15 protein-coding genes are annotated in these 21,897 nt (G+C 69.6%); 9 read left to right on the top strand and 6 right to left on the bottom strand.

Annotated features, from left to right (window positions below; translation table 11 throughout):
* The first annotated feature begins 121 nt into the window (after positions 1–121).
* The 3 genes from pgfA to AC4HOU_RS08945 all read left to right on the top strand — a co-directional run bounded on the left by pgfA (position 122) and on the right by AC4HOU_RS08945 (position 4,762).
* Complete coding sequence (gene pgfA / locus AC4HOU_RS08955) at positions 122–1,276, top strand: cell envelope lipid trafficking protein PgfA (RefSeq protein ID WP_163814491.1); 1,155 nt, start codon at positions 122–124, stop codon at positions 1,274–1,276.
* Between the two features lie 205 nt (positions 1,277–1,481).
* Complete coding sequence (locus AC4HOU_RS08950) at positions 1,482–2,765, top strand: polysaccharide biosynthesis protein (protein WP_195020258.1); 1,284 nt, start codon at positions 1,482–1,484, stop codon at positions 2,763–2,765.
* On the top strand, positions 2,762–4,762 hold the full coding sequence (locus AC4HOU_RS08945) for a hypothetical protein (RefSeq protein WP_195020259.1): 2,001 nt from the start codon (positions 2,762–2,764) through the stop codon (positions 4,760–4,762). Before AC4HOU_RS08950 ends, AC4HOU_RS08945 begins: the two co-directional genes overlap by 4 nt.
* A 130-nt stretch (positions 4,763–4,892) precedes the next feature.
* Here AC4HOU_RS08945 and AC4HOU_RS08940 read toward each other — a convergent pair whose 3' ends face one another.
* Positions 4,893–6,056, bottom strand: a complete 1,164-nt coding sequence (locus AC4HOU_RS08940) for a glycosyltransferase family 4 protein (protein WP_163814489.1) — start codon at positions 6,054–6,056, stop codon at positions 4,893–4,895.
* Positions 6,057–6,258: 202 nt separating this feature from the next.
* Here AC4HOU_RS08940 and AC4HOU_RS08935 point away from each other — a divergent pair, with 202 nt between their 5' ends.
* Entirely contained in the window at positions 6,259–7,062 is an 804-nt protein-coding gene (locus tag AC4HOU_RS08935; protein ID WP_195020260.1) for a class I SAM-dependent methyltransferase, read from the top strand.
* Between the two features lie 36 nt (positions 7,063–7,098).
* Here AC4HOU_RS08935 and AC4HOU_RS08930 read toward each other — a convergent pair whose 3' ends face one another.
* Positions 7,099–7,392: a hypothetical protein gene (locus AC4HOU_RS08930; protein WP_163814488.1), complete on the bottom strand. Its 294-nt coding sequence runs from the start codon at positions 7,390–7,392 to the stop codon at positions 7,099–7,101.
* Positions 7,393–7,602: 210 nt separating this feature from the next.
* On the opposite strand from AC4HOU_RS08930, the gene AC4HOU_RS08925 reads away from it, so the two are divergent.
* Positions 7,603–9,048, top strand: a complete 1,446-nt coding sequence (locus AC4HOU_RS08925; protein ID WP_163814487.1) for an aldehyde dehydrogenase — start codon at positions 7,603–7,605, stop codon at positions 9,046–9,048.
* A 664-nt stretch (positions 9,049–9,712) separates the two neighbouring features.
* Here the strand turns inward: AC4HOU_RS08925 and AC4HOU_RS08920 are convergent.
* The 4 genes from AC4HOU_RS08920 to AC4HOU_RS08905 form a co-directional block, all read right to left on the bottom strand.
* Positions 9,713–11,545, bottom strand: coding sequence for a phosphoenolpyruvate carboxykinase (GTP) (locus AC4HOU_RS08920; protein WP_163814486.1), 1,833 nt, complete (start codon positions 11,543–11,545; stop codon positions 9,713–9,715).
* A gap of 234 nt (positions 11,546–11,779) precedes the next feature.
* On the bottom strand, positions 11,780–13,336 hold the full coding sequence (locus tag AC4HOU_RS08915) for a hypothetical protein (RefSeq protein WP_195020261.1): 1,557 nt from the start codon (positions 13,334–13,336) through the stop codon (positions 11,780–11,782).
* Positions 13,323–14,432, bottom strand: a complete 1,110-nt coding sequence (locus tag AC4HOU_RS08910) for a hypothetical protein (protein ID WP_195020262.1) — start codon at positions 14,430–14,432, stop codon at positions 13,323–13,325. The genes AC4HOU_RS08915 and AC4HOU_RS08910 overlap by 14 nt, the downstream gene beginning before the upstream one ends.
* A gap of 102 nt (positions 14,433–14,534) precedes the next feature.
* Entirely contained in the window at positions 14,535–15,317 is a 783-nt protein-coding gene (locus AC4HOU_RS08905) for an SDR family oxidoreductase (RefSeq protein WP_195020263.1), read from the bottom strand.
* 232 nt (positions 15,318–15,549) lie between these two features.
* Here AC4HOU_RS08905 and AC4HOU_RS08900 point away from each other — a divergent pair, with 232 nt between their 5' ends.
* The 4 genes from AC4HOU_RS08900 to AC4HOU_RS08885 all read left to right on the top strand — a co-directional run bounded on the left by AC4HOU_RS08900 (position 15,550) and on the right by AC4HOU_RS08885 (position 21,889).
* Positions 15,550–16,905, top strand: coding sequence for a lipase family protein (locus AC4HOU_RS08900; RefSeq protein ID WP_163814482.1), 1,356 nt, complete (start codon positions 15,550–15,552; stop codon positions 16,903–16,905).
* A 132-nt stretch (positions 16,906–17,037) separates the two neighbouring features.
* Positions 17,038–17,856, top strand: a complete 819-nt coding sequence (trmB, locus tag AC4HOU_RS08895; protein ID WP_163814481.1) for a tRNA (guanosine(46)-N7)-methyltransferase TrmB — start codon at positions 17,038–17,040, stop codon at positions 17,854–17,856.
* On the top strand, positions 17,856–18,563 hold the full coding sequence (locus tag AC4HOU_RS08890; RefSeq protein ID WP_036541350.1) for an NYN domain-containing protein: 708 nt from the start codon (positions 17,856–17,858) through the stop codon (positions 18,561–18,563). The genes trmB and AC4HOU_RS08890 overlap by 1 nt, the downstream gene beginning before the upstream one ends.
* Positions 18,563–21,889 (top strand): MMPL family transporter, encoded by a 3,327-nt coding sequence (locus AC4HOU_RS08885; RefSeq protein WP_195020264.1) that lies wholly within the window; start codon positions 18,563–18,565, stop codon positions 21,887–21,889. The genes AC4HOU_RS08890 and AC4HOU_RS08885 overlap by 1 nt, the downstream gene beginning before the upstream one ends.
* The last annotated feature ends 8 nt before the right edge of the window (positions 21,890–21,897 follow it).

Below are 21,897 nucleotides of genomic sequence, written 5' to 3'. Positions count from 1 at the left end.
CGATTCCGGCCTCGGCACGGCGTGGTTCATCACCGGGCTGTTAGTGTCGGGGCTCACGAGTGCTGTGGCATGCCCACAGTACCGACGGAGCGACCCGTGTTCTACAACGAGGAGACTTTGCATGGCACAGAGTGCCGGAACCAAAAGGACGGTTGCCTGCCTGCTCGTAGGCCTCGGCGCGCTGCTCATCGTGGCCGCGCTGATGATCCCGACCTATACCTTGAGCAAGATGGCGAAGACTCCCCTCGACCTCGAGATCACCACCATCGCCACCAATGTGCCAGGCCAGGAAAGCCTCGTGCTCGACGCCAAATCGCTGACGGCCCCCGAGGGCTCGGCAAAGGTCGACCAGAACGTTCCCCTGGTCTTCCAGCGATTCGTGACCGTCGAGGAACCCTCGGACGCGGAGAAGATGACCGTCCAGGCGGGTACCACGCTCCGGCGTACCGATAAGCAGGGCGACACCGGCCTGCTCACCGCCGAGATCGACCGGGTCACCATCGACCGCAAGACCGGCGAGCCGGTGGACGAGGACCCCAACGGGTCCATCGCCGCCACGGTGAACAAGGAAGGCGAGAGCGTCGCCGAGCCGTTCAAGCGGGAAGGCCTGCAGTACCGCTTCCCGATCGGCACCGAGAAGAAGGACTACCCGTACTTCGACCGGACCGCCCGCGTCACCTCCGATGCCAAGTTCATCGAGGAGACCGAGATCAACGGCACCACCGTGTACCACTTCCGTCAGGTCGTCGAGCCGGCCAACCTGTACGACGCCACCAAGAACCCGTCGTACCGGCTCAGCCTGCCCGCCGCCAAGTGGGGCGTGGAGGGTGAAGGCGACATCACCATGTTCCGCTGGTACACCAACACCCGTGACCTGTACGTCGAGCCGGAGACCGGCACCGTGGTCGACGGCCAAGAGGCCATCCACATGTACTACGGCCGCACCGGCGACAAGCCCGAGGTCACCGCGCTGAAGGCGACGCTGACCTTCGACGAGCCGACCATCGAGTCGCAGCTGTCGGTCGCCAAGGAGAACATCGACAAGCTGTCGCTGTTCGGTCGCGTCGTGCCGATCATCCTCGGTGTCGTCGGCCTGATCGCGCTGATCGCCGGCATCGTGCTCGGTGTGCGCGGTGGTGGCGCCGGCGCTCCGGCCGGCCGTGGCGGTGTGCCGCCGCGTCGCCCGGCTCCCGCGGCACCGACCGCACCGTCGAGCCCGCGCCGTGGTGACGCGGACGCGCCGACCGAGACGATCAAGCTTCCCGAGAAGCCCTGATCGCTCGCGGTAACACGCACTGATCGACTCGGCTCCCCCGGCATCACGCCAGGGGAGCCGAGTTTTTTTGTGTGCGGAGCGGTCCCCGCCGCTTCTGCCCGGAGGACGCAGAGTGCCTCCGATCCGTGCGCGCGGTGGGCGTTCTCGGGAGACCTCGGCGCGGCATCGGGGGCGGAAGGGCGCGGCCGGGGCCAGGGGTGCGACGATGGCGGGCGTGCCTGCTGTTCGTCGCCTACCCGTCGTGGCGGATCTGAGCTTGGTGACGGCGGGCGCGATGACGGCCAATGTGGCCGGGTATCTGCTCCAGCTGCTGGCCGGGCGCTGGCTCGGCGTTGCCGGGTACAGCGAATTCGCCAGCCTGCTCGCGGTGCAGCTGCTGTGCGCGGTGCCCGCGCTCGCCTTGCAGAACGTGGTCGCCAGGGAACTGGTGCGCGGGGCGAGCGTGACAGCGCTGCGCGGGTTGCAGTGGCGGTGCGCGGTGATCGTCGCGGCGGTGGCAGCGGCATTGATCCCGGTGGTGACCGTGGTGCTCGAGGTGAGCCCGGTGGCCTGTGCGGCGGCGCTGATGGCCGCGCCCGCGCTGGTGATGCTGTCCGGTGAGCAGGGCGTTCTCCAGGGCGGCAGGCGGTTTCGCGGACTGGCCGTGGTGCTCGGCGCGGCCGGAGTGGCGCGGGTGCTGCCCGCGATCGTGGTCCTCGCGCTGGGAATGGGTGCCGGGCCCGCATTGTGGGCGGCGGCGCTCGGCATCGCGGGTGCGGCGTTCTTCGCGCGGTATGTGGCCGGGCCTGCGGCGGAGCCGGCGGTCGCGCCGGAACACGGTGAGCCGCCCGCCGCACTCGACGGCGCGGCGCTGGATCTCGACGCCCCGGTCCCGAACGCCGGGTTCGCGGGCGTGATCGCGGTGGTGCGGGCCGCGCAGGTGCAGGCGGCGTTGATGGCGTTGTCGTCGGCGGATCTGATCGTGGTGCGCATCGTGCTGAACGAAGACGACGCCAGCCGGTACGCGCTGGCCACCATGGCCACCAAGATCGCCTTCTGGCTGCCCGCCGCCGTCGGCATGGTGCTGTATCCACGGATGGCCCAGCCCGGGCACTCGGCGAGCGCGATCCGCTCAGCGCTGGCGGTGCTGTCGGGCATCGGCGTCCTCGCGGTGCTCGGCGCGGCGGTGGCAGCCCCGCTCGCGCCGTTGTTCGCCGGTGAGGACTATGCGCCGATTCAGGGGTTGCTGTGGTTGTTCGCCCTGCACGGCGCCGTTCTCGCGGTGCTGCAAGGTGCGCTGCTGTCGGCCATCGCGGTCGACCGCACCGCCCTGGCCGGCCTCACCTGGCTCGGCCTCGCCCTCGAGGTCGTCCTCATGCTTGCCTTCGCCCGCACCGTCCCCGCGCTCATCATCACCGCCGCGGGCGTGGCCGGCACCACCACCGTCATCGTCGCGGTGCTGGTGCTCTCTACCGCCGCCCGTCAACCGGCCGAGGACCCTCGATCGTGAGTGCGCGTGCTCGGAGCCGTGGCGGCCGATGGGCGGCGGTCGTTCCCGCGGTGTACAGCGCGCTGCTGACGCTGGTCGTCGCCGGGCCATTGCTCGCGCCCGGCTATCTGCTGTTGCGGGATGCGGTGAGCACGCCGCGGTCCTATCTCACCGATGCCGCACTCGGATTGGGTGATGCGGCACCGCGTGCCGTCCCGCAGGATGCGCTGCTGGCAGCCCTGTCGACGGTGGCGGACGGCGGACTTGTCGTGAAGGCGATCCTGCTGGCCGCGCTGTGGGCAGCGGGGTACGGCGCGGCCGTGCTGGCGCGTGAGTTGCTGCGGGTTCCGCTCGCGGCGCAGCTGGTGGCCGTCACCGTAGCGATCTGGAATCCCTTTGTCGCCGAACGGCTCCTGCAGGGCCATTGGAGCCTGCTCACGGGATACGCGGCACTGCCGTGGACGGCGCTCGCGGCCCATCGGCTGCGCTGTCGGGCCGGCAGGCGAAACGACGGCCGATCCACGGACCGCGCCCACACGGACCGTTCGACCGATCCCACGGCCGCCGCGCCGACCCGCGGCTCCGGGTTCCGCGACTGGGCCGCGTTGGCCGCATGTTTCGCGGCCGCCGGGCTGACGCCGACGGGCGCCCTGCTCGCCGGCATCGTCGGCCTGCTCATCGCCGGACGCCGCAATTTCCCCGGCGTCCTGCTACTGCTCGCGGCCGCCTCCGCGCCCTGGCTCGTCGCCACGGTCGCCTCCGGTGCCGGCACCGAACCCTCGGACCCCGCCGGTATCGCCGCCTTCGCCGCCCGCGCCGAACCGGGCCTCGGCACGCTCGGCAGCCTCGCCGGGCTCGGCGGCATCTGGAACGCCGACGCGGTCCCCTGGTCGCGCACCACACCGCTCGCCGTCCTCGGCACCGCGATCCTGCTGGTTCTGGTGGCCTTCGGGGTGCGGGCTGTGGCCGGCGGTTCGCTTCGCCGCACCGGATCGCCGCCCACCCCGAGCGCACGCACCGGCCGCAGGCTGCTCGGTCTGGCGGTCGCGGCGGTGCTGCTGCCCGCCCTGGCCGCCACCGCGTGGGGGATGGATGTTCTCGAATGGCTGGTCGTCGAGGTGCCCGGCGCGGGACTCCTGCGCGACACCCAGAAATACGTCGCCCTCGCGATGCCCGCCTACGCCCTGTGCGCCGCGGCCGGCTGCGTGGCCCTCGCACCCCGACTGGGTGGCGCGAAGGCCACCGGCCCGGAACCGGCGTCCACTGTCGGCGATACGGACGGCGAACCAGGTTCGGCCGATTCGGCTTCCGCCGCACCGGCGCACACGCGAGGCGGCCCAGACCCGGTCCCCGGGCCGGCAGCACCAGCAGAGCCGAACGATGCCGCTGCGAACCCTGCACCGTCCGAGACCCGCCCCGCGCTCACCGCGATCGCTGCCCTGTTCATCGCGGCCCTGATCCTCCCGCTCATAGACCTGGCCTGGGGTGTCGGCGGCGAGCTGCGGGCGGTGAGGTATCCGGCGGCCTGGCAGGAGGCCGCGGAACGAGTCGATGGCCCGGGGGACGTGGCCGTCTTGCCTGGCGGCATGTTCCGCCGGTTCCCGTACAGCGGCACCGCGCCGGTGCTCGACCCGGCGCCGCGCATGCTGCCAAACGATGTGTTGCAGACCGGCGAACTGCCGGTGCGCGGGCAGACGGTCTCCGGCGAGGGCGCACGCGCTCGGCAGGTGGAGAACTTGCTGCTGGAAGGTGGCTCACCCGAGGAACTCGCGGCGCTCGGCGTCGGCTGGGTGCTGGTCGAACACCGCACACCCGGCCCGACAGGCGAGGCGAAAACGACGCTGGCGCACCTGGAACCCGTGCTGAGCACGCCTGACCTCGCGCTCTATCGCGTACCCGGCGTCATCGCCGACCGCACGTCCGAACACCGCGAGTTGGTGATCGGCGCACACATACTCTGGGCAACGCTGCTGTTCGCGCCCCTGCTCACGATCCGCCTACGGGCGCCGCGCCGTTGAATATCTGACGGCCGGCCAACTCACCGCCCGGCCCGCGCGCTGCAGCCGTATCGACGACGCGCACGGCGCCGAACCGAACGTGCCGACGTCCGTTCGGATCACCGCTGCGTCCGCGGGCACCGGTCTCGCATCAGACGGGCGGAATCAGCCCGGAGACCTTGCGCCCGTCTGCCACCGCGGACAGCACTTGATACACCCCGGAAGCCGTGCTCTCCCAAGAGAACTCCCGCGCCCGCGCCCGCGCCTTCTCACCCATGATGGTGCGGGCGGCGGCATCGTCGAGAAGTTCGGCGACCGATGCCGCGAGCTGGTCGACGTCGTCGACGAGGACACCGGTGACGCCGTCGACGATGGAATCGGTGAGCCCGCGCGAGGATCGGTAACCGACGGTCGGCACGCCGTGCTGGGCGGCCTCGATCACCGCGAGGCCCCAGCCTTCCTTGCGCGAGGGCATTACGTGCACCCATGACCTGGCGAGCAGTTCGTGTTTGCGGCGTTCGTCGACGTGCCCGTGGAAGGTGACCGCGTCGGCGATGCCCAGCTGTGCCGCGACCGATTTCAGGTTGTCGGCCCACCAGCCGTCACCGATGACGTCGAGCTGTACGCCCGGGATCCGGCCGCGCAGTTGCGCGACGGCGGCGAGTGCGTCCTCGATCTGCTTGTGCGGCACCAGCCGTGACAGCACCACCACTCTGGGCTCGGCGGTGCGGGTTTCGGCGGCGCCGGTGGGGGCGTCGACTGGAACAGGTTCAGCGCCGTTGCGCACCACCGCAATGCGCGATCCGTCGACGCCGAGAGTTGTCAATTCCTCTGCCGACGGCAGCGAAACCGTCAGGTATTGATTGTCGCGGTGCACTCGGGGCGAGAGCCGCGATTCGATCCACCAGCCGATCCGGCCGACCAGCCGGCCCGCGACGGGCCACTGCTCGCGATGCCCGTGATGCACCAGCACCACCGAGGGCGCCTTGCTCGCGGCGCGGGCGAAGAAGGGAATCCCATTCTGGGTGTCGATCACCGCGTCGGGCCGGATGCCACGCAACGGCCCGAGGCCGAGGCGCCCGAGGGCGATGGCGGCGAGCGCGCGCGGATACACCGAGTAGCGCCCGCCCGCCCGGCTGATGTCGATGCCGTCGACGGTTTCCCTGCGGGCCGCGCCGGGGTAGCGGGCGGTGCGCAGGGTGACCTTGACGCCGCGGGCGGCGAGGTGGGCGCCGACCTGCTCGAGGTAGCGTTCGCTGCCGCCGCCCTGCGGATGCCCCGTGTCGCGCCAGCAGAGCAGTAGGACTTCGCGCACGGTCGAGCTTCTCCGGTCGTCGGGTCCCCGTCGGGAACGTCGGATATCGTCGTACACCCTAGTGGACGGCTTCCGGGTGTGGTCCGATCCCGGTCCTGACCGGCTGCCGACCCGGCCGCGACCGGGCGACGCGGCCGATTGTGCGAGACTCGGCGCCGTGCTCAGAGCCGAAAGAACGACTCGGTGGTCCCCGCAGGCCCGGATGCGCCCGGGACGCCCGACCGTGCCCACAGCCGCGCGGGCCGACCGGCGCCGCCCGCGGTTCGCCGAGCGCGCCACCTTGCGCCGTTCGATCCGGCTGCTGAGCAGTTTCCGCTTCGAGCAGACCGAGCCCGCGGTCTTCTACGGCGGGCTCGCCACCGACAGCGCCGCCATGATCGGCGATTTCTATGCCGATGTGACCGGAAGGGAGCTGGCGGGCGCAACCATTATCGATGTGGGTGGCGGTCCCGGCTATTTCGCCGACGAGTTCGCCCGCACCGGTGCCAGGTACATCCCGGTGGAGCCGGACCCCTCGGAGCTGCACGCGGCCGGGCTGACGGTGCCGGGCGCGGTGCGCGGTTCCGGGATGGCGCTGCCGTTCCGCGACGGCGCGGTCGATATCTGCTTTTCCTCGAATGTCGCCGAGCACGTGCCGGATCCGTGGCTGATGGCCGACGAGATGGTGCGGGTGACCAGGCCGGGCGGGGTGATCGTGCTGTCCTACACGGTGTGGCACGGCCCGTTCGGCGGGCACGAGACCGGTCCGTGGCACTACCTGGGCGGGGAGTACGCCGCGCGCCGGTATGTGCGCAAGCACGGCCGCGAACCCAAGAACAGGTTCGGCCGGTCGATGTTCGCCGTGCGCGCCGCCGACGGTTTGCGGTGGGCGCAGCGGACGCCCGCGCAGGTGTTCGCGGTGTTTCCGCGCTATCACCCGCGGTGGGCCTGGTGGCTGGTTCGTGTTCCGTGGTTGCGCGAGTTACTGGTCAGCAACCTTGTCGTCGTCGCGGTCAAACCGGACTGAACATCGCCCTCGAACGGCGGAACGAACGATCGCTTGTCAGCGCGCCCACAGCGCCGGGCGCCGGGCCCTGGTGCCGTGCCGAGCTTCCTGCCAGGGAGATTCCCGCATGGCGAGGCCGACGGTCTCCAGCGTGGTCAACCCGACCAGATCGGCCAGTGTGCCGACCATGGCGACCGCCTCCGCGGCCTGCATGGCGGCGGTTGCCTGCTCCATGGTCAAGGTGCGGCCGGGTAGGAACGACACTACCCAGCCGCCGCTGCCAACGCTCTTAGCTTGATGCTCGGTCTGGTCGCTGGTCATCAACGACCGGCCGATCACTTGCACCGCCATGAATCGGACTCCCCAATTGCGGTATCGGTTCGATGGGTCGAGCGAGCTGATCAGTAGCTACAGCATCCACTGTCCAGCAACAGAACGCAATAGTGCGTTCTGACGAAAAGCGAACCGACAGGTCGGAATTCGCGCAGCTCATGGCAGTGCGCCAAGATCGAACTGAAACCTGTTACAGACAATGGGGCGACAAAACTGTAACGTGTTCTCATGGATTACGACAGCCTGTTCATCGGCGGCCGCTGGACCGCGCCCGCCACCACCGAGCGCATCCAGGTCATCTCCCCGGCCACCGAGGAGCCGGTCGGCAGCGTTCCCGCCGTCGACCGGGCCGACGTCGACGCCGCGGTCGCCGCGGCCCGCGCCGCCTTCGATTCGGGTCCGTGGCCGTCGACGCCGCCGGAGGAACGGGCCCAGGTGCTCAGCCGCGCGGCCCGCCTGATCGAGGAACGCGGCGCCGACCTGGCCGCCACCCTCACCGCCGAGATGGGCGCCCCGCTGATGGCGGCGACCACGCTCAACCAGATCCCGGCCGTGGCCGCCCTGGACTACTACGCGGGCCTGGCCAAATCGTTCCCCTGGAACGAGACGCGCACCGGCGTCTTCGGCACCACCCGGGTCTCCAGGGAACCGCGCGGCGTGGTCGCGGCCATCACCGCCTGGAACGTGCCGCTGTTCCTCGCGGTCAACAAGCTGGGCCCGGCGCTGCTCGCCGGCTGCACCGTTGTGCTCAAGCCCTCCCCGCTGACGCCGCTGACCACCAACAAGGTGGCCGAGATCTTCGCCGAGGCCGGCCTGCCCGAAGGTGTGCTGTCGGTGCTCCCGGCCGAGGCCGAGGCCTCGGAATACCTGGTGTCGCATCCGGGTGTGGACAAGCTGACCTTCACCGGCAGTACCGCCGTCGGCCGCAAGATCGGTGCCATCGCCACCGGGCAGCTGAAGACGGTCTCGCTGGAACTCGGCGGCAAATCGGCGGCAATCCTGTTGCCGGACATGGACATTGCCGCGAGCATCCCCTCGCTCGCGTTCTCCGGGCTGATGAACACCGGCCAGGGTTGTGTCGCGCAGACCCGAATCCTGGCCCCGCGCAGCCACTATGACGAGATCATCGACGCACTGGTCGCGCATGTGCGCACCATGACCGTCGGCGATCCGACCGATCCGGCCACCCAGCTCGGCCCGCTGATCTCGCAGCGCCAGCGCGAACGCGTCGAGGGCTATATCGCCAAGGGCAAGGCCGAGGGTGCGCGTCTGGTGCTCGGCGGCGGCAGGCCCGAGGGGCTGGACAAGGGCTGGTTCGTGGAGCCGACCATCTTCGCCGACGTCGACAACACGTCGACGATCGCGCGGGAAGAGATTTTCGGGCCGGTACTTTCGGTGATTCCGTACGGCACCGAAGACGAGGCCGTCGCGCTGGCCAACGATTCCGATTACGGCCTGGCCGGCTCGGTGTGGACCAGCGATGTGGAGCACGGCGCCGAGATCGCGGCGCGGGTGCGTACCGGCACGTACGCGATCAACTGGTACGCGTTCGATCCCACCGCGCCGTTCGGCGGTTACAAGAATTCCGGCCTCGGCCGGGAGAACGGCCCCGAGGGGGTCGACGCGTACTGCGAGCAGAAGTCGGTGCTGATGCCGCTCGGCTGGACCGGCTAGCAGCGCAACCGAGTCCGGCCGCGGCCGGCAACGAACGCTATACGGATCAGCCTCCGGAGCCCGGGCGAATGCCCATCACTCCGGAGGCTGGATCACGCGCAGAATCGATTGCGGATCATCCGTGGATGCGGGCGGGTCGACAACCTCGACGCACCACCCTGGCGGCAGGACCGATTGCAGCCGGCGCGCCGCCCGGTGCAACGGTGTGCTCGCGTGCGGCAATGCCGCTGTCGGTAGTTCGGCTACCGGAGTTCCGGTGTACCCATCGGCCATGCTCCACACCCTCTCGCGCGGCGATCGCGTCGTCGGCGGCGGTTCTCCCGCGCCACGAGCGGATCGGGGAAGCAGTTCAGTCGATCAGTTGACTAGTCGAACTGTGCTGTCGTGAGACGGAAGAACACGCAAAGCATAAGCCACACAACAGGCTCAACTCGGCACAACGGACAGGTACCCATCGCGCGTCGCGCCAAACAACAACGGCATGCGTCGAAACCTATGGCCGGTCACACCCCCATTTTCGAGCGAAGCGAGACCGAGCCCAAGAGTTCGCGGCCCGTCTCGCGCCTGCGCCGCCGCTGCGTACGCCGAAGGCAAGCAGCGGTGGCGCGGACGCGAGACATCCGGGGGCCGTGAACACGCGACGCCGCAGGCGGCGCCGCAAGTTTCAGCCCAGGCGCTGCTTGAGGGCCTCGAACTCGTCGCGGACACCGGACGGCAGCTTGTCGCCGATGAATTCGAACCACTCTTCGATGAGCGGGATCTCCTTCTTCCACTCCTCGGCGTCGACCTTCAGCGCCTCGTCGACGTCGGCGGGATCGACGTCGAGGCCCTCCAGATCCATCTGGGCGGCGGTCGGGACGTTGCCGATCGCGGTGCCCTCGGCCTCGGCCTTGCCCTCGATCCGGTTGACGATCCACTCCAGCACACGGGAGTTCTCGCCGAATCCGGGCCACAGGAAGCGGCCGTCGTCGCCGCGACGGAACCAGTTGACGTAGAAGATCTTCGGCAGCTTGGCCGCGTCGGCGTTCTTGCCGACGTTGATCCAGTGGTTCAGGTAGTCACCGACGTGGTAGCCCATGAACGGCAGCATGGCCATCGGGTCGCGGCGCACGGTGCCGACCTTGCCCTCGGCGGCGGCGGTCTGCTCCGAGGACAGGGTGGCGCCCATGAAAACGCCGTGCTGCCAGTCGAAGGACTCGGTCACCAGCGGGACGGTGGTCTTGCGGCGGCCGCCGAACAGGATCGCCGAGATCGGCACACCCTGCGGGTCGTCCCATTCCGGCGCCAGAATCGGGCACTGCGACATCGGGGTGCAGTAGCGCGAGTTCGGGTGGGCGGCGAGGGTTTCGGTCTCCCGCAGGTACCAGTCGTTGCCCTTCCAGTCGATCAGGTGATCGGGCTCGCCCTCCAGGCCTTCCCACCACACGTCGTTGTCGTCGGTCAGCGCGACGTTGGTGTAGACGGTGTTGCCCGCGTCCATGGTGGCCATGGCGTTGGGGTTGGAGCTGTGGTTGGTGCCGGGCGCGACGCCGAAGAAACCGAACTCCGGGTTCACCGCGTAGAGGCGGCCGTCCTTGCCGAAACGCATCCAGGCGATGTCGTCGCCGAGGGTCTCCGCGCGCCAGCCGGGGATGGTCGGCTGGATCATCGCGAGGTTGGTCTTACCGCAGGCGCTGGGGAACGCGGCGGCGATGTAGTAGGCCTTGTTCTCCGGGGAGATCAGCTTGAGGATCAGCATGTGCTCGGCCAGCCAGCCCTCGTCGTGCGCCATCGCCGAGGCGATGCGCAGCGAGTAGCACTTCTTGCCGAGCAGCGCGTTGCCGCCGTAGCCGGAGCCGTAGGACCAGATCTCGCGGTCCTCGGGGAAGTGGGTGATGTATTTGGTGTCGTTGCACGGCCACGGCACGTCTTGCTGGCCCTCGGCCAGCGGCGCGCCGACGCTGTGCAGCGCCTTCACGAACGGGCGGTCGGTGCCCAGCTTCTCGAGCGCGGCGGCACCCATCCGGGTCATCACCCGCATGGAGACGACCACGTACTCCGAGTCGGTGATCTCCACACCCAGCTTGGGGTCCTCGGCACCGAGCGGGCCCATGCAGAACGGCACCACGTACATGGTGCGGCCCTTCATCGAGCCGCGGTACAGCTCGGTCATGGTGGCGCGCATCTCGGTGGGGTCGACCCAGTTGTTGGTCGGGCCCGCGTCGGCCTCGGTCTTGGAACAGATGTAGGTGCGCGATTCCACGCGCGCGACGTCGGAGGGGTCGGACAGCGCGAGGAAGGAGTTGGGCTTCTTCTTCTCGTCGAGCTTCTTGAACGTGCCCGCCTCGACCAGCTGGGTGGTCAGACGGTCCCATTCGGCGTCGGAACCGTCGGCCCAGACCACCCGATCAGGCTGAGTCAGCTCGGCGACTTCCTGTACCCAGGTGAGCAGTTCGCTGTGTTCGGTCGGCGCTTTGCCGTCGGATCCACGAAGACCAGGAATGGTCGCTGAGGTCATGAAAACTCTCCTGAGATGGGCGGTTCTGCGGTGTTTCGATCCTGGCCCAATCGGCGCGTGACCAGCCCCGAACCACCGAGCGCCACCATTGGCTGGATGGCACCCGCTACAGCCCGTCGATCGCGCCGGCCGGCTGGACAGCGCACAGGGCGAAGCGGACGCCCAGGTTCCTGTCTAGAGGTTAACGCGATATGACGAACCGTACGGAATCGGGTTCCTCATAGGTACCCCCGATCATTGCCGATCATTCGTCCCACGTCCGGCCGACGCCATCCAGTGATCGATGCTCTCGATATCGCGTTCACAGGCCGCGAGCTGACCGGGTTGTTCGGCGATATAGCGGCGCAGCCGGGCCTCCAGCTCGGCGGCCTTACGGTCCACCTCCACCATGCGTTCGGTGCTCGCCCGCACCACCCGCTCCGACAACTGCGATTCGGCCTCCACCATTGCCGTGCCGACCCGCTGCTCGAGCTGGGCTTTTACATTCACGAGGGCATCGGCGACCCACTGCCGGAGGTGATTGCGATCGGCGAGCTGGCCGCGCGCTCGCACCACCCAGGCGGCCACGCCTGCGCCGAGCAGCAGCGTCACCGGAACGCTCGCCACATCCAGCGCGGGCACCAGACTGAACGGCGAGACCACCAGTCGGCCGAGGCCGACACCGGCCGACGCGCCGAGCGCGATCATGAGGTGATCTTCGACACCCCGCTGCCGCGGCTCGGGATCCGGGCCCACTCGCGGCGGCGGATCGCGACGCGCCGGGCCCGGATCGGGGCCGCCGACGCGTGAGGCCAGTTCCGCGAGCCGGTGCTCGATATCGACGTCGACGGCGGCGGCCAGTTCGGTCACCGCTTGTTGCAGCCGGTCCGGATAGTCGCCGATATCGGAGCGGCCGAGCCGGTCGAGTTCGGCCCGCGCCGCGGTGTGCAGGGCCCGCACCCTGGCGCCCACCTCGGTCATCAGATCCAGCCGGGCCAGGTGCAGCTGGCTGCGCAGGTTGGACATGGCCGCGGCCCTGCCGCCGTCGCGGCCGGCGAGCAAGGTGGCACGTTCTTCCCGCAACCGCATCGCCGCGGTACCCGCGCGCAGCGCGGCGACCTGTTCGACGATGCGGGCCCTGGTGTCGGTGAGCACCCTGGTGCGCACGGCGGCCAGCCGGTCCGCGCCGTCACCGGCGGCGCCGAGGGTGGCCGCGGTGAGCTCCGCGTGCAGCGCGGCCAGCCCGGAACGATCCAGCAGGGCGGTATCGCCGGAGGAGCGCGCGGCCACCGCGAGGCGGGCCGAGACCGGGACGATATCGATATCGGTGATGCCCTCGCCCGCCAGCAGCGCCAGATCGCGTTCGCGCACCGCGCGCCAATCCTGATGAGCGTGGATGCCGTTCATGGCCAGCAGCACCCTGGTGCCGCCGGCGCGGAGCCCGCGCACCATGTCGAGGACACCGGCGCCGAGGGTGGTGCCCGCGTCGAGCAGGATCAGCGCCACCGCGGCGGGCGCGTCACCCGACGGTGAGGTGGTCTCGACGGCGGCGCGGGCGTCGGCGACCGGATCGGTCAGATCGACATGCGGTTCGAAGCGGGCCAGTTCGGTCCTGAGCAGTGTGGTGTTGGCGTCATCGGGCCCGATCAGCACCACACCGGAGGCGTTGCCGTTGCCGCTGACGGCACGCAGCAACGCCATCCCCTGCGGATTCCATCGCTGCACCACCGCTTCCAGCGCCGCGGGCAACGCGGCGATCGACGCGGCGGAATCGGTGCGCGAGGGGTGTTCCGGGGGATCAGAGACCGGCACTGCTCATTCGCTCCCATAGCCGGACGTAGCCGTTGTGCACCCGCACCGCGGCGCGGCGAGCCGCCGGCGGCATATCGCTGGAGACCAGCGAACGCCAGCGCGCGGCCCGGTCGAGGGCGTCGTCGGCGTCGGCGGGCGCGGGCGAGGGATAGCCGGCGGCCAGATGCGCGACCGACGGATGGGCAAGGCCCGCACACAGACCGGTCCACAGGGCATCGTCGCCGTAGAGGTAGTCCTCGAGGACGTCACGTGCGCGGCCGCCGTCACCGGGGACGGCGCGCGCGGCCAGCCGGGTGAGTTCGTCGAGCAGCTCGCCGCCGCGCTGGGCCGAGACCTGCTCGTAGCGGCGGTGCAGCAGCTTGTGCAGTGGATCGACGGCGCTGGCGGCGTGCAAGATCTGCAACAGCGCCTGGCCGGTGATCTCCGGCTGATGCCGGACCACGGTGAGCGCGCAGTTGACCCCGTACAGATCCCAGCGCTGCAACAGCTGGGTCCGCTCGGCGACGTCGGGGCCGGCACTGGGCGCGGTGAACAGGTCCGGCGAGAGCGTGAAGGCCGGATCGGTATTGCCCGCATGCCTGCGCAGCGTCGCCAGATCGGCCTCGGTGACGGCGCCGGCCCTGGTGCGCACCGCGAGCGAGGCGACAACGGGCAACACCTGGCGGCCGAGCTCGCGGCCGTACTGTTCGGCGGCGAGGACGGCATCGGCCCATCGGGCGCCGACCGCGTCGGCCTTGTTGAGCACGACGATGGTCCGGTCCGGCGGCAGCGAGCCGATGATGCGCGCATCGGCCGGGCCTGGCGCGGCGGCGAGCACGTAGACGATGATGTCGCCGTCGAGCACCGGATCCGGCAGGCCGGGTTCATCCACCGGGCCGGTCTCCACTGCCGACATCAGCGCCAGCGCGTGCAGCACGGTAGTGCGGCCGGTGTGCGCCCGGCCGGTGACCTGGATGCGCGGCGGCATCCGCCAGCGCTCCACCGCGAGCCCGGCGTGGTAGCCGATCTGCGGGTCGTTGCCCTGGCCCTGGCGCAGGACGTCGAGCAGTTCGTCGAGTTGATCGCGCTCACGCGTGTGCTCACGTCGGTCGAGCATGGTTCCATCCGGTCCGGCGGCGTTCGGCATCGGTGCGCACCCCCCTGTCGAGTTCTGCGGGCATTGTCTCAGAAGTCGGGGCCAGGGCCGGTGCGGGCCGGTTCACGAACCGCTGACGTATTTGTTCACCGTGCGCACCGCCCAATTGGGTGCGTATTTCGCCGCGGTGGCGAGCAGTTTCGCCTGCGCGCCGATCTCGTAGTGCACCCGCGGCAGCCTGCCCTGCTTCCTGGTGGCCGACCAGATGCCTGCGGCGACGTCGTCGGCGGTCAGCCGCACGCCGAGGGAGCGAGTGGATTTGGTGTTGACGCCCTCGACCATCGCGGTGGCCACGAACAGCGGCCAGATCGCGATCACCCGGATGTCGTGGTGTGCCCATTCCAGATCCAGCGCCTCGGTCAGGCTTTTGACCGCGGATTTGGTGGCGCCGTAGCTGGCGAGTTCGGGCTGGCCGTAGATCGCCGAAGCCGAGCAGAGGTTCACCACCTGGGCGCCCGGAGTGTCGCGCAGATAGCGGAACGCCAGGTGGGTGCCGTTGATGACGCCGCCGAGATTCACATCGACGATGGTCTGATGCTGGGCGAGGTCGATCGATTCGAACGGCCCGGCGCGCAGAATGCCTGCGTTGTTGATCAGGATGTCCAGTCGTCCGGCGTCGTCCCAGAACTCGGCGAGCCGCTCGGACCATGCTGTGGTGTCTGTCACATCGAGTAGTCCGGTGCGCACGCTGCCGCCCGCTTGGCCGATATCGGCCGCGAGCCGCGTCAGCCCGACCTCGTCGACGTCGTAGGCGCCGACGCGATAGCCCTGGGCAGCGAAAAGCAGCGCCGTGGCGCGGCCGATGCCCGCGGCAGCGCCAGTGATGAAAACGGTCGGACCACCCATGGCAGGAAGCGTAATGGGCTCGGCCACACTGTGCCGTACGATCCGCCGGGGGCTGGCCCGGCGAATGCCGGGTAACTTACCCTGACCGGACGGTCGGCACCACAGTCGGTGCGTAGCTTGACTTTTCGTTCACGACGAGCGGGCGGCACACGCGCGGCGCCGGACCGCGCGGCGGCGAGACGCCGCTGGAAGCGCCCGAGATCGTGCATCGGGCCTCGACGAGGAGGTTGCGATGACTCGCGACAGGGCGAAGCGGCCGCAGGCCGCCCCCACGACGACCATCGGTGCCGCGGACAAGCCGGCGCTGCTGCCGAGCCGTGACCCGTTCCACCGCCCGCCGCCCGGATTCGCCGACCAGCCCGCGGGCACCATTCTGCGCAGCCGCGAGGTCGAGGTGGCGCTGTTCGGCGTGGTGCCGCAAAAGGTTTCGGCCTGGCAGCTGCTCTACCGCAGCTGCGATCTGCACGGCACTCCCGAGGCCGCGGTCACCACCGTGCTGTTGCCACACGGCGCCGAACCGGCCGAATCCCGCCCGTTGCTGGCCTTTCAGTCCGCGATGGACGCGGTCTCGGAACGGTGTTCGCCGTCCTATGCCCTGCGCCGTGGCGCACATGCGCTCGGATCGATCACCCAGCTGGAATGGCTGCTGGTGGCGAACGCGCTGCGGCGCGGCTGGGCGGTCAGCATCGCCGACCACGAGGGGCCGCGCGGCAATTTCGGCGCGCCCCGCGAACCCGGCTACCGCGCCCTCGACGGCATCCGCGCCGCCCTCGCCTTCGCGCCGCTCGGCCTCGGCCCGGACACCCGAATCGCGGCGTGGGGCTATTCCGGCGGCGGTATGGCCAGTTCCTGGCTGGTGGAGATGGCGCCGACCTACGCACCCGAACTCGATATCGCCGGTGCGGTGCTCGGCGCCCCGGTGGGCGATCCCGGTCAGGTTTTCCAACGGCTCAACGGCGGCTACTTCGCGGGCCTGCCCGCCATCGTGATCGCGGCATTGCGCCGGATATATCCGGCGCTCGGCGCGATCATCCAGAACGAACTCACCCCGGACGGCCACAAGCTGGTCGCCCGCGCCGAACGCTCGACCACGCTCGCGGCCGTGCTCGGCCTCGCCAACAAGAAGATGGACGACTACCTGCCGCGTCCGCTCGACGAGATCCTGGCCGCGCCGGAGATGCAGGCCATGCTCGACGATCTGCGGCTGGGCAACACGGCGCCGAAATGCCCGGTGCTGGTGGTGCAGCCGGTGCACGACCAGGTGATCCACATGGACGGCATCGACGGCCAGGTGCACCGCTACCGCAAGGGCGGCGCCGACGTCACCTATGTGCGCGACCGGCTCAGCGAGCATTTCTCGCTGCTGCCGCTGGCCACCCCGATCACCCTGGACTGGCTCGACGCGCGGCTGGCGGGCAAGCCCGTCACCGAGGCGCGCGACGCCACGGTCTGGTCGGTGCTGGCCTCGCCGGTGGGTGTGCGCGGGCTGCTGGAAATGGCGCGCACAGCGGTGCTGGTCGCGTTCGGGCGTCCGCTGCGCGCGCCGCAGCCGCCGGTGACCGAGGTCGCACAGGCGAAAGCGGCCTGAATCCGGGCCGATGGCCGCAGGCGGTTGAGCCGGGCCCGGCCGATTCGGCCCGGCCCGCCCGAGCCGGTCAACGCGGGTTTACCGGGCGCGCGACCCGATAACCACGCGGTCGCCTGCGCCGTAGAACACCCGATGCTGGACAATGGAGGTGTGAACGACGCCGCGAACCATACAGACGAGTCAGTTCCGGTCCCACCGTCCACAGCATCGGCTCCGGCTGAGGCAGGCCGGCGGTCGAAGACCGGGTCCCGCCTGTATCCACGGGTGACCAGTTTCCGGTCCCGCCGCGGTGCTCTCACTCCCAACCAGCAGAAATCCTGGGATCGCACCTGGCCGCTGATCGGTCGCGACGTGGCCGACGAACCGCTGGATGCCGACGCCTGGTTCGGCCGCTCGGCCCCGCTGGTCATCGAGATCGGCTGTGGCACCGGCACCGCGACCGCCGCCATGGCACAGGCCGAACCGCACCTGAATCTGATCGGCATCGAGGTCTACCAGCCGGGCCTGGCCCAGCTGGTGCAGGCCATCGAACGCGAGCAGATCGGAAACATCCGGCTGCTGCGCGGCGATGCCGTTGATGTGCTGGAGAACATGATTGCCGAAGAGTCGCTGACCGGCGTGCGCGTGTTCTTCCCCGATCCATGGCCCAAGGCCCGCCATCACAAGCGCAGGCTGTTGCAGCCCGCCACGCTCGCGCTCATCGCCAATCGGTTGAAGCCGGGCGGTGTGCTGCACGTCGCGACCGATCACGCGGGTTACGCCGAGCACATCGCCGAGGTCGGCGCCGCCGAACCCCTGCTGACCGGCTTGAACGAGACCACCGGCGGGGTCAGCGCCGAGCATCGCGACAGCGCGCCGATCGGTTTCGAACGCCCGGTCACCAAGTTCGAGGGCAAGGCCCATCGCGCCGGTAGCGCCATCACCGAGTTCATATGGGGGAAGATCGAATGATGAGCGTCAGTGAGATGGCAGCGGCCGCGGACGAGGTTGCCGGCGAGGTGCGCGGCGCCGACACCGCCGATATCCGCCGAGTGCTGTTGGTCTGGGACGCCCCCAATCTGGACATGGGTCTCGGCGCCATCCTCGGCGGCAGGCCCACCGCCGCCTACCGTCCGCGTTTCGACGCCCTCGGCCGCTGGCTGCTCTCGCGCACCGCGGAACTGTCGGTCGGCGCCGGACAGCGGGTGGAACCCGAGGCGACGGTGTTCACCAATATCGCGCCGGGCACCGCGGATGTGGTGCGGCCGTGGGTGGAGGCGCTGCGCAACGTCGGTTACGCCGTCTTCGCCAAACCCAAGATCGACGAAGATTCCGATGTCGACGCCGATATGCTCGCCCATATCGCGATGCGCCGCCGCGGCGCAGGGCTGGCCGGCATCATGGTCGCCTCGGCCGACGGGCAGGCCTTCCGTGAGCCGCTCGAACAGATCGCCGCCGACGGCGTGCCCGTTCAGGTACTCGGCTTCCGCGAGCACGCGAGCTGGGCGGTCACATCCGATACCCTCGAGTTCGTCGATCTCGAGGACATTCCCGGCGTGTTCCGTGAACCGCTGCCACGGGTTAGCCTCGACTCGCTGCCCGACGAGGGTGCCTGGCTGCAGCCGTTCCGGCCGCTGTCGGCGCTGCTCACCTCTCGCCCCGCACAAGGAGTCGCTTAGTGTTCACCCGCTGGGGCGATCTGGTCTACCGACTACGTTTCGCCGTCATCGGCGTCGTCGTGGCCGCATTGCTGGCTCTCGGCGGCTACGGTCTCGGGCTCGGCGACCATTTGAGCAACAGCGGATGGGACGACCCCACCTCGGAATCGGCCGAGGCGGCGCGGATTTCCGACTCGGCCTACGGCCGCGATCACACCAGCGACGTGATCGTGCTGTACACCGCGCCCGAGGGCAAAACCATCCAGGACCCGGAGTTCAGCAGCAAGATCATCGACAGCCTGAACCGGCTGCCGCGCGAACATCCCGAGCAGATCGCCAAGGTCAACGGCGCCTACTGGGCCACCGAAACCGGTCCGGCGCAACCGAGTCTGTTCGGCTCCAAAGACGGTAAACACACCTTCGCCTCCATCGCCATCGTCGGCGACAACGACACCGATATGGTGCGCAACTTCCGTGCGGTGAAGGACGCCTTCTATATCGACGGCGTCGACGTGCAGGTCGCCGGCCTGCAGGCGGTGGCGGGCACCCTCAACGACACCATCGCCAGCGACTCCAAACGCATGGAGGTCCTGGCCATTCCGGCCGTGGCGATCCTGCTGTTCTTCATCTTCGGCGGCGTGGTGGCCGCCTCGCTGCCGTTGATCGTCGGCGGTCTGACGGTGATCGGCGCCAACGGCATCGTGATGGCGTTGACGAACTTCACCGACGTCAACTCCTTCGTCTCCAACGTCGTGTCGATGATCGGCCTCGGTCTCGCGATCGACTACGGCCTGTTCATCGTCAGCCGGTTCCGGGAAGAACTCGCCGAGGGTTACGACACCCCGGCCGCGGTCCGGCGTTCGGTGATGACGGCCGGGCGCACCGTGGTGTTCTCCGCGACCATGATCATCGCCAGCCTCGGCGGCATGCTGCTGTTCCCGCAGGGCTTCCTGAAATCGGTGGCCTACGGCACCATCGCCACGGTTTCGCTGGCCGCACTCACCTCGATCACGCTGTTGCCCGCCATGCTCGGCATTCTGGGTCCGCGGGTGGACAAGTTCGGGCTCAAGTGGTTCCGCAAGACCAAGACCGCCGAGGAAGTCGAGAACGGTTTCTGGGGTCGCTCCACCCGCTGGGTGATGAAGCATCCGCTCAAGATCGCCATCCCGATCACCATCCTGTTGCTGCTGCTGATCATCCCGGTGAAGAACCTGCAGTTCGGCGGCATCAACGAGCGATATCTGCCGCCGGACAACCCCACCCGGATGGCGCAGCAGAACTTCGACGAGATCTTCCCGCTGCGCAAATCCGATCCGGTGCAGCTGATCATGGTCTCCGACAACAGCACTTCGGTCGGCAAGGTCTGGAAGCAGGCCAGCGAGGCGCCGGGCCTGGCGGGCAAGTTCGAGGTGCCGTCGCGCTCCACCGAGCGCACCGACGTCTACCGGACCACGGCGACGCTGATCGACTCCGAGGACTACCGGCCGACCATCGAATACCTGCGGGCGATGGAGGTTCCCGACGACGTCCGGCTGCTGGTCGGCGGGCAACCCGCGTTCACCATGGACAGTATCGATGCGCTGATCGATCGCATGCCGCTGATGATCGCGCTGGTGCTGTTCGTGACCACGGTGCTGATGTTCTTGACCTTCGGCTCACTGGTGCTGCCGATCAAGGCGGCATTGATGAGCGCGCTCGGCCTCGGCTCCACGCTCGGCATCCTGACCTGGATCTTCGTCGACGGCCACGGCGCCGATCTGCTGAATTTCACGCCGCAGCCGATCATGTCGCCGGTGCTGGTGCTGATCATCGCCGTGGTCTACGGCTTGTCCACCGACTACGAGGTGTTCCTGATATCTCGCATGGTGGAAGCGCGCGCACAGGGCGCCTCCACCACCGAGGCGGTGCGCATCGGTACCGCGCACACCGGCCGCATCATCACCGCGGCCGCGTTGATCCTGCTGGTGGTGACCGGCGCGTTCGCGTTCTCCGATCTGGTGATGATGCAGTACATCGCCTACGGCATGATCGCGGCGCTGTTCATCGACGCCACCATCCTGCGCATGCTGCTGGTGCCTGCCACCATGAAGCTGCTCGGCGACGACTGCTGGTGGGCACCGGCCTGGATGAAGCGCATTCAGCAGAAGATCGGGCTCGGTGAACCGATCCTCGACGACGAACGGCCCACCCGCGGCGAGGTCGTCGACCTGGTGAAGACCACGCCGATCACCGACCCGGTGACCATGCAGATGCCCGCCATGCCGGAAAGCCAGCAGCGTAAGACGCCGCGGCGTCCGCGCACGGTGGAGGAGATCGAGGCCGAGGCGCCGACGCAGCGCCTGGATGCCCTTCCGCCGGAACCGAACCGGCCGCGGGGCGCGTCGTCGACCCAGCACATTCCGATGCCGGTGCCGCCGGATCCGACCAGGCCGCGGGCGGCGCACGCGACGCCGCCGGAGCCGGAGTCCGATGCGGGCGAGGCCGGCGGTTCGACCTTGCGGTTGGCGCCGGATTCCCCGCAGCCGCGCGGGTCCGAGCGCGTCCGGCCGCCGCGCGGGGTCGCCCCCGGGGCAGCCGGTGACGTCGCTTCGGGGTCGGAATCCGGTGTCATCGGAGGTTCGGGCACGCCGAGCTCCCCGGAATCGGCGCCGGGCCGGTCCGCCGATGCGGGCCCGAACCATTCGCCCGAATCCGCTGCGGGCCCATCCGCTTTCGGCGGGCACTTCGGCCCCGCCGATCCGACCCGGCCGCGTCCACATCCGCCCGAGCAGCCGTTCGCGCCATTCGGCGAGACTCCCGCCGCGACGGAATCCGCTCGGCCGCACCACGATCCGTTCGGTGCCGAACAGGGTCGCGCCACGTCCAACGGAACTGCCGAACCGACCGGCAGGCAGGCCGACCCCGCGCCCTCCCATCGCGCGGAGCAGGCGCCGGGGGACGCGACGGCAACCGCGTTCTACCGGGTGCCGGCACCCGGACAGCCCGCACCCGACCGGCTGCCTCCGCTGCCCGGTTCCGCGCCGGAGGGCGAATCCGCGCCCGCACCGCAACCGCATGCGACACCGCGTCCGCTGCTGCCCCGTGTCTCCACGCCGGGTGCTTCCGCGGGTCCGGCACCGGCGCCCGATGAGTCCGAGACGACGGAAGTGCCTGCGCAGCCATCGGATTCGACGCAGGCGGCCGAAGCCGAACCCGGCGACGACAGCCGTAGCAGCATCGAGAACTGGATGGCGGAACTCCGCTCCTCCCGTCGCCGCACTCCGCCGCCGGACCAGGGGCGGCACCATTCCGGTGATGGGCGCACGGTCAGCGTGAACGAGCTGCTGCGGCGGCGCGAGAGCGAGTAGTCGCAGAC

It is taken from the genome of Nocardia sp. JCM 38205 (genome assembly GCF_058222935.1).
Note: the sequence above shows the minus strand (reverse complement) of the source record. Positions and strands in the feature narration are given on the sequence as shown.